The following is a 12,683-nucleotide window of genomic DNA, read 5'->3' as shown; positions in this document are numbered from 1 at the left end:
CCCCTGGAGGTGTGGCGGCACACCCCTCGGGGTGGGATGGTGTCGTCATGCCCCTCGCCCCGACCCGCTCGATCACCGTCGCCCTCGTCGACGACTACGACGTCGTGCTCGCCGGCCTCGCCCACATGTTCGACCGGTACCGCGACCGGGTCGTCGTCACCGAGATCGACGCGACGACGGCGCTGTCCGACGAGGTCGACGTCGTCCTCTACGACTCCTTCGCCCAGCCGGAGTCGGACCACCACGAGCTCGCCGAGCTCGTCGCGAACCCCGCGGCCGGCAAGGTGGTCGTCTACACCTGGAACTTCCACCCCGAGCTTGTGGAGGCGGCCCTCGCGCAGGGCGTGCACGGCTACCTCTCGAAGACCCTCACGGCGCGTGAGCTCGTGGAGGCGCTCGAGGCGGTGCACCGAGGCGAGCAGGTCGTCAGCGACGTCCGGGGCCGTGCGCCGAGCGCCCCCGGCCTCGACTGGCCGGGCCGCCGCGAGGGCATCACCGACCGCGAGTCGGAGATCCTGGCGCTGATCACGCAGGGCAAGAGCAACGCCGAGGTCGCCGCCCTGACCTACCTCAGCCCGAACACGGTCAAGTCGTACATCCGGTCGGTCTACCGGCGCATCGGTGCGACCAGCCGCACGCAGGCCGTGCTCTGGGGCGTGCAGAACGGCTTCCGCCCCGACCACCACCGGATCGACCACTGGCTCGGCGGTCCCTGAGGACTCGGGGGTACCTCCTACGAGGGCCGCGGGCGGGCGTCGTGCTCCCAGGTGGCGACGAGTTCCTCGTGCGCCTCGAGCCGCGCCTGGGTACGCCGGGGGTCCCGTCGGGCGAGCGCGTCGAGCAGCACGATGGACAGCGTCACCACGGCGGCGTGCGAGTCGAAGACGAGGTCGGTGCCCACCGGGGCGACCAGTGCGACGTCGAGCAGGTCGGCGAACGGAACGAGGGGAGTGTCGACGATGCCGACCGTGGCCAGCCCGAGCGACCGGGCGTGGGCCACGGCCCGCACCGTCGCGTCCGGGTGCCGGGGCATGACGACGAACAGCACCGCGCTCGCGCCGTCGAGGTGCAGCTGGGTGACGGCGTCGATCAGCGAGGCGCCGTCGTCGAGGACGCGGACGTCGGGCAGCACCTTCTGCGCGAGGTGGCCGAGGTGGTGCGCCAGCGACGCGGACACCCTCAGGCCGACGATGCCGAGGGGGCGCGTCCCGGCGAGCAGGTCGACCGCACGGGTCATCCGGTCGGAGGCGATGGTCTGCTCGAGGGCGCTCAGGTTGTCCCGCTCGCGGGCGAGCGCGGCCGCGGGGATGCTGCCCGGGCCGGGCGACGGGCTGTCGCTCGGCGACGCGGAGAGGACGCGCTCCCGGGCTGCGGCGCGGAACTCCGCCCAGCCCGAGAACCCGAACGCCGTCGCCATGCGGGTCACCGTGGGCTGGCTCACCCCGGCCGCCTCGGCGACGTCGACGCTCGAGGCGAAGGCCACGTCGGGCAGCGAGTCGAGCATGTGCTGCGCCACGCGGCGCTGGGTGGGCGAGAGGCGATGGGCGTGCATCAGGTCGAGCAGCCACGACCGCACACGGTCGAGCGACTGCGTGCTGGCGGAGTCGGTCACGAGGTCCCTTCCTGCAGGGACGAGAGGGCCGACGGCGACGAGGGCGGCGCCTGCCGGGCGGGGAAGTCGGCGAGCACGGCGCCGAGGCCGGGCAGCTCGGCCTCCAGCCGCTCGATGTCCGGCCCGAGCGGACGGTCGTCCGTCGACGGGTCGATCAGGCTCACCAGGTGCTCGAACACCGGCAGGAGGCGCGTCCCGGCCACGCGGTCGGGCGCCATCTGGAGGGCGCGGACGGCCGCGAACAGCTCGACGGCCAGCACGGCGCCGGCCGAGCGCACCAGGCTCGTCAGCAGCCGCGTGCTCTGGATCGCGAAGCTCGCGTGGTCCTCGAGGCCCAGCGAGACGCTCACGCTGGCGTTCGTGACGGGTGCCGAGTCGACGCGCATGTGGGCCAGCGCGTCCTGCGCCACGTACTCGACGATCATCAGGCCGGAGCTGGTCGCGTTCCGCCGGGCGTCGGCGAGGAACGGGGGCAGCCCGGTCATGTCGGCCCGCATCAGCAGCCCGAGCCTGCTCGTCGACAAGCTGAAGACGGGGTGCAGCCCGACCCTGGCCGCGTCGAGCGTCCAGGCGAGGGTGGCGAGGTGGAACTGGCCGTGGTGCCGCACCCCGTCGTCGACCACCAGGGGGTTCTCCGCCGGCCCGCCGAGTTCTCGGTCGAGGGCGCCGAGCAGCACCGAGAGGGCGGTGCGGGCGGGGGCGTGCACCTGCGGGGCTGCTCGCAGCCCGAACGGGTCCTGCAGGCGGGCTGCGCCGGCGGGCGGGCCCGAGACGCGCTCGGTCAGCCAGCGCAGGCGCGCCGCCTCCTGCACCTGACCGGGATGCGGACGGGCCGCGTGCACCTGCTCGTCGAACGCCTCCGCCGAGCCTCGCAACGCACGGAAGCTCAGCGCGGCGACCACCGTGGCCGCGTCGAGCTGCCGGGCCGCGACGTCGGCGGCGAGGGCGGTCGTCGCCAGCGTGACGGCGCTCGAGCTCATGAACGGCAGGGAGTCGCTGGGGGCGAAGACGATGGGCTCGGCCGTGCCCGAGCGCCAGGGCAGCTCGCCGATCAGCGTCAGGGCGAGCTCGGCCAGGGCCGTGACGTCGCCGGTGCCGACGGAGCCGGTCCGGTGGAACGTCGGGAGGGCGTCGGCGCGGACCGCGGCGAGCAGCCCCCGCACCACGGCGGGGCTGACCCCGGACCCGCCGGCGAGCAGCTGGTTGAGGCGGACCACCAGGGCGGCGCGGGTCACGCGGTCGTCCTCGACCTCGCCGATGCCGGTGGCGTGGCTGCGGAGGAGGCGCAGACCGTGCGCGGTCTGCTCCCGGAGGACCTCCTCCTCGGACAGGTCCTCGCCCTCGTCGACGAGCGCCACGGTGCGGTTGGCGCCGACGCCGGTGTTGGCGCCGTAGACGGTGCCGGCGTCCCGGGCGGCGAGGAGGGTCTCGTGCGACAGCCGGACGCGCTCGAGGGCGCTGTCCGGGACGGTGACCTCGGCGTGCCGGTCGGCGAGGGCCACGAGGTCGGCGACGCGCAGCGGCGTGCCGTCCAGCGTGATGCGGTTCGTCCCGGTCATGGTCGCCACCCTGCCTCCTCGCTGTTTCGGGCTCGTGAACTGATCGTCGAGGCCATTGACGAAGTATTCATGATCTACTCATCATGAATCAACTCATTCACGATCGGAACGGAAGCAGCTCTCGTGACAATCGACGCGAATCTCCCCGAAGTCGCCGCGGACACGTCCCTCGCACCGGTCCCGTCCGGGCCCCGCCCGGTGACGGCCCCCCGAGGCACCGAGCTCAGCTGCCGCGGCTGGCAGCAGGAGGCGGCCCTGCGGATGCTGATGAACAACCTCGACCCCGAGGTCGCCGAGCACCCCGACGACCTCGTCGTCTACGGCGGCACCGGCAAGGCCGCCCGCTCGTGGGAGGCCTTCGACGCGATGGTCGCGACGCTCCGGACCCTCGGCGACGACGAGACGATGCTCGTGCAGTCGGGCAAGCCGGTCGGCGTGTTCCGCACGAACGAGTGGTCGCCCCGCGTGCTCCTCGCGAACTCGAACCTGGTCGGCGACTGGGCCAACTGGGAGGAGTTCCGCAAGCTGGACGCGCTGGGCCTCATGATGTACGGCCAGATGACCGCCGGCTCCTGGATCTACATCGGCACGCAGGGCATCCTCCAGGGCACCTACGAGACGTTCTCGGCGGTCGCGGACGCCGACTTCGGCGGCACGCTCGCCGGCACGATCACCCTGACCGCGGGCGTGGGGGGCATGGGAGGTGCGCAGCCGCTGGCCGTGACGATGAACGACGGCGTCGCGATCTGCATCGACGTCGACCGGACGCGCATCGACCGTCGCGTCGAGCACCGGTACCTCGACGTCGCGGCGGCGAACCTCGACGAGGCCCTCGAGCTGGCGATCGCCGCCCGCGACGAGAAGCGGCCCCTCTCGATCGGCGTGGTCGGCAACGCCGCCGAGCTGGTGCCCGAGCTGTTGGCCCGCGAGGCCCCGATCGACATCGTCACCGACCAGACCTCGGCCCACGACCCGCTGTCCTACCTGCCGATCGGCACCCGCTTCGAGGACATGGCCGCCGAGGCCGCGGCCGACCCGGCCGACTTCACGATCCGCGCCCAGGCGGCGATGCGGGCCCACGTGGAGGCGATGGTCGGCTTCATGGACGCCGGTGCGGTGGTCTTCGACTACGGCAACAGCATCCGCGGCGAGGCGCGCACGGCAGGGTACGACCGCGCCTTCGCGTTCCCCGGGTTCGTGCCCGCGTACATCCGTCCCCTCTTCGCCGAGGGCAAGGGGCCGTTCCGCTGGGCTGCGCTCTCGGGCGACCCGGCCGACATCGCCGCGACCGACAAGGCGATCCTCGAGCTGTTCCCCGAGAACGAGTCGCTGCGGAAGTGGATCACCATGGCGGGCGAGCGGGTCGCCTTCCAGGGCCTCCCGGCCCGCATCTGCTGGCTCGGCTACGGCGAACGACACCTCGCCGGGCTGAAGTTCAACGAGATGGTGGCGTCGGGCGAGCTGTCCGCGCCGATCGTCATCGGCCGTGACCACCTCGACTCCGGCTCGGTCGCGTCGCCGTACCGCGAGACGGAGGCGATGCTCGACGGGTCGGACGCGATCGCCGACTGGCCCCTCCTGAACGCCATGGTCAACGTCGCGTCGGGGGCCACCTGGGTGTCGATCCACCAGGGCGGCGGCGTCGGCATGGGCCGCTCGATCCACGCCGGCCAGGTCATCGTGGCCGACGGCACGGACCTCGCCGCGGAGAAGCTCGCGCGCGTGCTCGTCGCCGACCCCGGCATGGGCGTCATCCGCCACGCCGACGCCGGCTACGAGCGAGCCGTCGAGGTCGCCGCCGAGCGCGGCGTCCGCGTCCCGATGCGGGAGCAGGGTGCAGGAGGCGCGAGTCGCGTCCCGGAGCCAGCACCCGCCGAGAGCCCGGCGACCGAGAGCGTCGCGGCCGACGCCACGGAGGGAACGGTCGATGGCCCTCGCCCGTAGCGGCGCGACCGTCGAGCGCGACCGGCTCCGCGCCTCCTTCGACGGGGTCTGGGGCGACCTGGCGGGCGTGGGCCGCGACCCGCGCTCGGGCGGCTACGACCGGTTCTCGTGGACGGGCGTCGACCTGGGGCTCCGCGAGTGGTTCGTCGCGGAGGCGACCCGTCGCGGGCTCGAGGTCGAGGTCGACCGCAACGGCAACCAGTGGGCCTGGTGGGGCGCCCCGGCGGACGGCGCCGTCGTCACGGGCAGCCACCTCGACAGCGTGCCCGGCGGAGGGGCGTTCGACGGACCGCTCGGCGTCGTCAGCGCCCTGCTCGCCGTCGACGCGCTCCGGGCCTCCGGCCTCGCGCCCGAGCGACCGCTCGCCGTGGTGAACTTCGTCGAGGAGGAGGGGGCCCGGTTCGGGCTCGCCTGCCTCGGGTCGCGCCTCATGACCGGCGCCGTCGACGCAGGCCACGCGCTCTCGCTGACCGACGACGACGGCACGAGCCTCGCCGACGCGATGTCCGCGGCGGGCCACGCCCCGGAGCACGTCGGCCTCGACGAGGCGGCCCTGGCCCGCATCGGGGTCTTCGTCGAGCTGCACGTCGAGCAGGGCGTGCACCTCGCCCTCGGCGAGGAGTCGGTCGGGGTGGCGAGTGCGATCCTGCCGCACGGCCGCTGGCACTTCTGCTTCGAGGGCGAGGGCAACCATGCCGGGACGACGCGGCTCGTCGACCGTCACGACCCGATGCTGCCGTTCGCCGAGGCCGTGGGCGCCGCCCGTCGACTGGCCGATGAGGCGCAGGCCGTCACGACTTTCGGCAGGGTCCGCGTCGACCCGAACGGCACGAACGCGATCCCGTCGCGGGTCGACGCCTGGCTCGACGCCCGAGGGGCCGACGAGGTCGGCATCGTCCGCCTGGTCGACGACCTCCGACGGGTCGCCGAGGAGGCGGCGGCCGGCCACGGCGTCCGCCTCACCGTGACGAACGACAGCTTCACCCCCGTGGTCGAGTTCGACGCGTCGCTGAGCGATCGGCTGCGGTCGTCGCTCGGCGCCGCGTCGATCGCGGCGCCGACCCTGCCGACGGCCGCCGGGCACGACGCCGGGATCCTCGCCGCGCGCGTGCCCACGGCCATGCTCTTCGTCCGGAACCCGACGGGGATCAGCCACAGCCCGCACGAGCACGCCGACGCGTCGGACTGCGTCGACGGCGTGGAGGCGCTGACCGTCGTGCTCCGCGACCTGCTGACCGAGTCCCTCGAGGTCGTGTCGGACAGGGGCGTCCCGGCCGAGGCCGCTCGGTGACCGGGGAGGGTCGCCCGACAGCCGAGCCGGACCGGTCGGTCTTCTGGGCAGAGCACCTCTGGCCCGGCCAGGGCGAGGTGCGGCACGGCGTCGTCGTCGAGGTCGCGGGCGATCGGATCGCGACGGTCGCGGTCGACGTGGACGCGCCTCCTGCGGGGTCGACCGTCCTGCGCGGGGTGACCCTGCCGGGGCTGGTGAACTCGCACTCGCACGCCTTCCACCGCGCGCTGCGCGGGCGGACCCAGGTCGGCAGCGGCAGCTTCTGGACCTGGCGCGACGTCATGTGGTCCGTCGCCGGTCGGCTGACGCCCGAGAACTACGAGGCCCTCGCGACCGCGGTGTTCACCGAGATGGTGCTGGCCGGGGTCACGACCGTGGGCGAGTTCCACTACGTGCACCACACCCCCGACGGCACGCCGCACGACGACCCGATCGCGATGTCGCGAGCGCTCGTCCGGGCGGCGACGACCGCGGGCGTCCGCCTGACCCTGCTCGACACCTGCTACCTGGTCGGCGGGTTCGTGCCCGACAGGGCAGGCGAGGTCGAGAGCGGGCCCGACGTCGAGCAGGTGCACGTCCCGCTGTCGGCCGCGCAGCTCCGCTTCGGCGACGGCACCGCCGCGGACTGGGCCCGCCGTGCCACGGCCACCCGCGACGCGCTGACAGGGCCCACCGTCGTGGTCGGCGCCGCCGTGCACTCCGTGCGGGCCGTGCCCGAGCGTGCACTCGGCACCGTCGCCTCCTGGGCCCACCGACACGGCGCACCGCTGCACGTGCACGTCTCCGAACAGCCGGCCGAGAACGCGGACTGCGTGCGCCTCCTCGGCGCCACCCCCGTCGCGCTGCTCCGTCGGCACGGCGTCCTCGACCACAGGGCGACGGCCGTCCACGCCACCCACCTGACGCCGCGCGACGTCGGCGACCTCGCCGCGAGCGGCGCCTGGGCCTGCTTCTGCGTCACGACCGAGCGCGACCTCGCCGACGGCATCGGACCGGCCGCCGAGCTGGTCGAGGCCGGCGTGCCGCTCACCGTCGGCAGCGACAGCCACGCGGTGGTCGACCTGCTCGAGGAGGTGCGGGGCATCGAGTCGGGACAGCGCCTGGTCAGCGGTCGGCGCGGCTGGTTCGGAGCCGCGCAGCTGCTGACGGCGGCGACCGTCGAGGGGGCCAGGTCGCTCGGCTGGGACGACGGCGGGACGATCACGCCCGGCGCCCTCGCCGACTTCACGACCGTGTCGCTCGACTCGGTGCGCCTCGCGGACGCGCGCGGCGACTCGCTGCTCGAGTCGGTCGTCTTCGCCGCCACGGCGTCGGACGTGGCCACGGTGGTCGTGGGCGGCGAGGTGGTCGTGCGCGACGGCGCACACGCGCGCATCGCGTCGCCGGCCGTCGCACTGCGCGACTCGATCGCGGCCGTGCTGCCGCCCGAGCCGTCGCCGGTGCCCTGGCCCGTGCCCCCGCCCGTGCCCGCGCCACCCGCCCGAGCTCGCCGAGAGGACCCGCCCGCATGACCGTCACCGCCCTGACCGGCATCTCGCAGCTCGTCACGAACGACCCGACGCACGAGCACGCCGAGGCGTCCGACTCGCCGCTCGGCGTCGTGCTCGACGCCGCCGTCCTCCTCGACGGCGGCCGCGTCCTCTGGACCGGCCCCGCCGCGAGCATGCCGTCGTCGGTCGCCGACGCCGTGGTCGACCTGGGCGGCCGGGCTGTCGTCCCCGGGTTCGTCGACAGCCACGCCCACCTGGCGTTCGCGGGCGACCGGTCCGAGGAGTTCGCGGCCCGGATGGCCGGCGAGCCGTACTCCGCCGGCGGCATCCGGAGCACCGTGGCGCACACGAGGTCGGCGAGCGACGCCGACCTCGCCGCCTCGGTCCGGAGGCTCGCCGACGAGGCGCTGCGGCAGGGCACCACCACGCTCGAGAGCAAGTCGGGCTACGGGCTGAGCGTGCACGACGAGCGCCGAAGCCTGGAGGCGGTCCGGGCGGTCACGACGGAGGCCACCTTCCTGGGCGCCCACGTCGTGCCCGCCGAGTTCGCCGGGCGGCCCGACGACTACGTCGCGCTCGTCGTCGGCGAGATGCTCGAGGCCTGCGCGCCGCTCGCGCGGTGGATCGACGTCTTCTGCGACGTCGGGGCGTTCGACGTCGACCAGACGCGGGAGATCCTCACCGCCGGGATGGCCGCAGGGCTGACGCCGCGGCTGCACGCCGGCCAGCTCGCACCGGGCGGCGGCATCCAGCTCGGCGTCGAGCTCGGTGCGGCGTCGGTCGACCACGTGACCCACGCGAGCGACGACGACGTGGAGGCACTGGCCGCGTCGTCGACGATCGCCACCCTGCTGCCGGGGGCCGAGTTCTCCACCCGCGCTCGCTACCCCGACGCGCGACGGCTGCTCGCGGCCGGGGTGACGGTGGCCCTGGCCGCGGACTGCAACCCGGGGTCGAGCTACACGACGAGCATCCCGTTCTGCATCGCGGTGGCCGTGCGCGACATGGGCATGACGCCGGCCGAGGCGCTGTGGTCCGCGACCGCCGGGGGAGCGGCGGCGCTGCGACGGACCGACGTCGGCCACCTCGCCGTCGGTGCGGCAGCGGACCTCCTCGTGCTCGACGCGCCGTCGTTCGTGCACCTCGCGTACCGGCCGGGCGTGCCGCTGGTGGAGTCGGTCCGGCGCGGCGGGGAGCTCGTCTCGGGGCGCGCCTCCTGATGGCGGAGCCCGTCGTGCTGCGGGTCGCCGTCCGCGCGGTGGCGCCGTGGCGGAACGGCGCCGGGACGACGACGGTGGTCGCCGAGGGGCCGCCGTCCTCCGCCGGCTCGAGCGAGCCGACGCGGCGGGAGCCGACATGGCGGGTCAGCATCGCGACGATCGCCCGGTCGGCGCCGTTCTCGGAGTTCGCGGGGGTCGATCGCCTGCTGATGCCGCTGTCGGAGGCGGGTCTCGACCTCGTGGTCGACGGGCGTCGGGTGCACGGCGAGGCCCTCGAGGTGCTGGCCTTCGCGGGGGAGTCGCCGGTCGAGGCGGTCGACGTCGCGGCCGAGGGACTCGACCTCAACCTCATGACCCGCCGAGGCAGCGCGGAGGGGCAGCTCCGGACCGTCGAGGTCCCCGCCGTGCTCGAGCTCGCGGCGCACGAGGTCGCCGTGGCCGTCGTCGTGTCGGGGGAGGCACGCCTCGGGAACGACGTGCTGGGTGCTCTCGACGCCTTCCAGGTGCCCGGTCCCGCGACCGTGGCCGTCGCCGGGACCGGGGTGCTCGCCGTGGCACGGATCTCCGCCGTGGCCGACCCCGGCTCCTGAGCCGCTCCTCCTCGACGGGACGTCGTCCCCTGTGGGCGGGGGCCGTGTCGGGCCAGGCTCGGCCGCGACCGCCTCGTCCGGGCGCGGTGCGCCTCCTGCGCCCCTGACGCCACCCGTGGTCTGCTGGGCGCATGCCTGACGCGAGCGAGCTGACCACGTACCTGCCCTGGGCGGTCGCCGCCGTCCTCCTCATCGTGCTGATCGTGCTCGTGGTGCTGCTGCGTCGACGGGCCACGGCGGCGCAGGAGGCGCTGCGGACCCGCGAGGACGCGCACCGGAAGGCGCTCGACGAGGCCACGGCCGAGCGCGAGCGCGCGGCCCGCGACGCCGCCGAGTCCCACGCCCGTGAGCTCGAGCAGGTCGAGGCGCGTCGCGTCGACGCCGAGACGTCCGCACAGCAGAGCCGCGCCCTGGTCGCCGCCGGGGCGAAGTGGGAGGAGACCTCCCGCCGCATGGTGCTCGACGCGGTCACCGACCTCGGCCTCGACGGCGCCCTCGTGACGAACCTCGTCTTCGTGCCCGTCGACGCGACGCGGACCCGGCGCTTCGTCGCGCAGGTCGACCACGTCCTCCTGCTGCCGACGGTCGCCCTCGTGATCGAGAACAAGGGGTGGAAGGGCGTCGTGCTCGACGGCGTGCACCCCCGGGACGCCGGCTCGTCGTTCGCGACGCTCCTCGGCGACCTCGAGCTGGAGCCGCCCTTCGCGGTCCAGGTCAAGCGCGACTCGCTCACCTCGCTCGAGCTGCGCACGCACGACCAGGGCCACGCCCCCCGCAAGCAGGTCCGGCGCCAGGCGCAGCGCATCTCCGACCTCGTCCGTGCCGAGACCCACCGCAAGCCGTGGTTCGACACCGCGGTGCTGTACTCGCACCCCGACGCCGACGTCCACGCCGACCCCCGGGCCGACGACGAGGGCGTGAGCACCGTCGTCATCGCCAGCCAGGCCCAGCTCCGCGCCCACCTCGAGGAGCTCGTCCGACGCCGTCGACCCGGCCCCGACAGCCCCCGCATCGACGAGCTGTCGGCGCTCTTCGCCGGTCTCGGGGCCGAGGTGACCTCCTTCGGCAAGCCGCTCGACCGCGCGGCGGCGGCGACGGCGGCGACGGCCGGCCCGGCAGGCCAGCCCGACGACGCGGAGTCCTCGCCGACGCAGGCGTAGCGCCCTTCGGTCGCCGCGCCTCCTGCAGCCACTGCACGGAGCAGGTCGATCCTCGGCCTCCTCGGGGCGTCCTGCCAGGCGGCGACCGCGTGCGGGCCCCTACCGTCGACCCCCTCGGCGCCTGACCGGCGCGAGGACGACGGGAGACGCGCCGATGAGGCTGACCGACACGAGCGACCTGTGGTGGAAGACCGCGGTCTTCTACAACCTCGACGTCGAGACGTACCTCGACCGGGACGACGACGGCGTCGGGGACCTCGATGGCCTGGCGCACCGGCTCGACCACCTGGCCGAGCTCGGCGTCACCTGCCTGTGGCTGGCGCCGTTCTACCCGTCGCCCCAGCGCGACAACGGCTACGACATCGAGGACTACTACGGGGTCGACCCCCGCTACGGCCACCTCGGCGACCTCGTCGAGGTCGTGCGCACCGCCCACGACCGGGGCATGCGGGTCATCGTCGACCTGGTGGTCAACCACACGTCCGACCAGCACCCCTGGTTCCGGGAGGCGCGCAGCAGCCCCGAGAACCGGTACCGCCGGTTCTACCAGTGGCGCGACGACGTCCCCGAGGACGCCCCGGAGAGCATGTTCCCCGACGTCGAGGACGGTGTCTGGCGCTACGACGACGAGGCGGGCCAGTTCTACAAGCACTCCTTCTACCGCCACCAGCCGGACCTCGCCACCGACGACCCGGTGGTCCGCGAGGAGATCGCCAAGGTGATCGGCTTCTGGCTGCAGCTCGGCATCGACGGGTTCCGGGTCGACGCCGTGCCGCACCTGATCGAGGGCGACGACGGCCCCGAGCACGACTTCCTGCGCACGCTGCGGCGCTTCGTGTCCCGACGCAGCGGGCACGGCGTGCTGCTCGGCGAGGTCAACCTGCCCTACGACGAGCAGCTCGCGTTCTTCGGCGGCGAGGACGGCGACGAGCTCACCATGCAGTTCGACTTCGTCGGCAACCAGGCGCTGTACCTGTCGCTCGCACGACAGGACGCGACCCCGCTGCGGGAGGCGCTCGAGGCTCGACCTGCCCTGGCCCGCGGCAACCAGTGGGGCAACTTCGTCCGCAACCACGACGAGCTCACCCTCGACCAGCTGAGCGAGTCCGAGCGGGGCGAGGTCTTCGCGGCGTTCGCGCCGGAGGAGGGCCAGCGCATCCACGGCCGCGGCATCACCCGCCGCCTGCCGCCGATGCTGGAGGGCGACCCCCGGCGCGTCCGCATGGTCTACAGCCTCCTGTTCTCGCTGCCCGGCTCGCCGGTGCTCTACTACGGCGAGGAGATCGGCATGGGCGAGGACTCCCGCGTCGAGGGCAGCCGCGGCGCCGTCCGCACCCCCATGCAGTGGACGGCGGAGGCGAACGGCGGCTTCTCGGCAGCCGCGCCCGACGACCTCGTGTCGGCGGTGGTCACGGGCGGCAACGCTCCGGAGCACGTCAACGTCTCCCAGCAGCGGCACGACCCCGACTCGCTGCTCGCCTTCGTGTCGCAGCTGACCCGCGCCTACCGGGCGGCGCCCGAGATCGGCTGGGGAGAGCTGTCCGTCCTCCGTCAACCGCACGCCTGCGTGCTCGCCCACAGCGTGGACAGCGAGCTAGGGCTGCTCGTCGCGGCGCACAACTTCGCCCCGGACGGCCGGTCGTTCCGCGTCGAGCTCGAGGGCGCGACCGACGAGTGGCAGGTGGTGGACGTCCTGGCCGGCGACGGTGCGGCCCGGCCCCTCGACGACGGCGGCGTCGAGATCGAGCTGGAGGGCTACGGTCACCGCTGGCTGCGCGTGGTGCGCCCGGGGGAGAAGCGCCTCCTCTGACGTCGGC

Annotated in this window: 10 protein-coding genes; 8 read left to right on the top strand and 2 right to left on the bottom strand. The window is 74.2% G+C overall.

What is annotated here, in order from left to right:
- Positions 1–47 precede the first annotated feature (47 nt).
- Positions 48–716, top strand: coding sequence for a response regulator transcription factor (locus IFT90_RS08335; protein ID WP_192041788.1), 669 nt, complete (start codon positions 48–50; stop codon positions 714–716).
- Between the two features lie 17 nt (positions 717–733).
- Here the strand turns inward: IFT90_RS08335 and IFT90_RS08330 are convergent, their stop codons facing one another.
- Positions 734–1,612, bottom strand: a complete 879-nt coding sequence (locus IFT90_RS08330; RefSeq protein ID WP_371812192.1) for a MurR/RpiR family transcriptional regulator — start codon at positions 1,610–1,612, stop codon at positions 734–736.
- Positions 1,609–3,171 (bottom strand): aromatic amino acid ammonia-lyase, encoded by a 1,563-nt coding sequence (locus IFT90_RS08325; protein WP_192041787.1) that lies wholly within the window; start codon positions 3,169–3,171, stop codon positions 1,609–1,611. Before IFT90_RS08325 ends, IFT90_RS08330 begins: the two co-directional genes overlap by 4 nt.
- 198 nt (positions 3,172–3,369) lie before the next feature.
- Here IFT90_RS08325 and hutU point away from each other — a divergent pair, with 198 nt between their 5' ends.
- The 7 genes from hutU (at position 3,370) to IFT90_RS08290 (ending at position 12,676) form a co-directional block, all read left to right on the top strand.
- The gene (gene hutU, locus IFT90_RS08320; RefSeq protein WP_371812191.1) at positions 3,370–5,115 is read left to right on the top strand and encodes a urocanate hydratase; all 1,746 of its coding nucleotides are present in this window, start codon (positions 3,370–3,372) and stop codon (positions 5,113–5,115) included.
- Positions 5,099–6,406: an allantoate amidohydrolase gene (locus IFT90_RS08315; RefSeq protein ID WP_192041786.1), complete on the top strand. Its 1,308-nt coding sequence runs from the start codon at positions 5,099–5,101 to the stop codon at positions 6,404–6,406. The genes hutU and IFT90_RS08315 overlap by 17 nt, the downstream gene beginning before the upstream one ends.
- Positions 6,403–7,917, top strand: coding sequence for a formimidoylglutamate deiminase (locus IFT90_RS08310; RefSeq protein ID WP_192041785.1), 1,515 nt, complete (start codon positions 6,403–6,405; stop codon positions 7,915–7,917). Before IFT90_RS08315 ends, IFT90_RS08310 begins: the two co-directional genes overlap by 4 nt.
- Positions 7,914–9,116: an imidazolonepropionase gene (gene hutI, locus IFT90_RS08305; protein WP_192041784.1), complete on the top strand. Its 1,203-nt coding sequence runs from the start codon at positions 7,914–7,916 to the stop codon at positions 9,114–9,116. The genes IFT90_RS08310 and hutI overlap by 4 nt, the downstream gene beginning before the upstream one ends.
- On the top strand, positions 9,116–9,706 hold the full coding sequence (locus IFT90_RS08300) for a HutD family protein (protein WP_192041783.1): 591 nt from the start codon (positions 9,116–9,118) through the stop codon (positions 9,704–9,706). The genes hutI and IFT90_RS08300 overlap by 1 nt, the downstream gene beginning before the upstream one ends.
- A gap of 131 nt (positions 9,707–9,837) precedes the next feature.
- A complete protein-coding gene (locus IFT90_RS08295; protein ID WP_192041782.1) occupies positions 9,838–10,866 on the top strand; it encodes a nuclease-related domain-containing protein in 1,029 nt (342 codons plus the stop codon).
- Between the two features lie 154 nt (positions 10,867–11,020).
- Positions 11,021–12,676 carry an alpha-amylase family protein gene (locus IFT90_RS08290; RefSeq protein ID WP_192041781.1) on the top strand — a complete coding sequence of 552 codons (1,656 nt, stop codon included), beginning with the start codon at positions 11,021–11,023 and terminating at the stop codon, positions 12,674–12,676.
- Positions 12,677–12,683 lie beyond the last annotated feature (7 nt).

The organism is Frigoribacterium sp. CFBP 8766 (assembly GCF_014841435.1).
Lineage (GTDB): Bacteria > Actinomycetota > Actinomycetes > Actinomycetales > Microbacteriaceae > Frigoribacterium.
The sequence above is the reverse complement of the archived record's forward strand: the minus strand, read 5'-3'. Positions and strand labels throughout refer to the sequence as shown.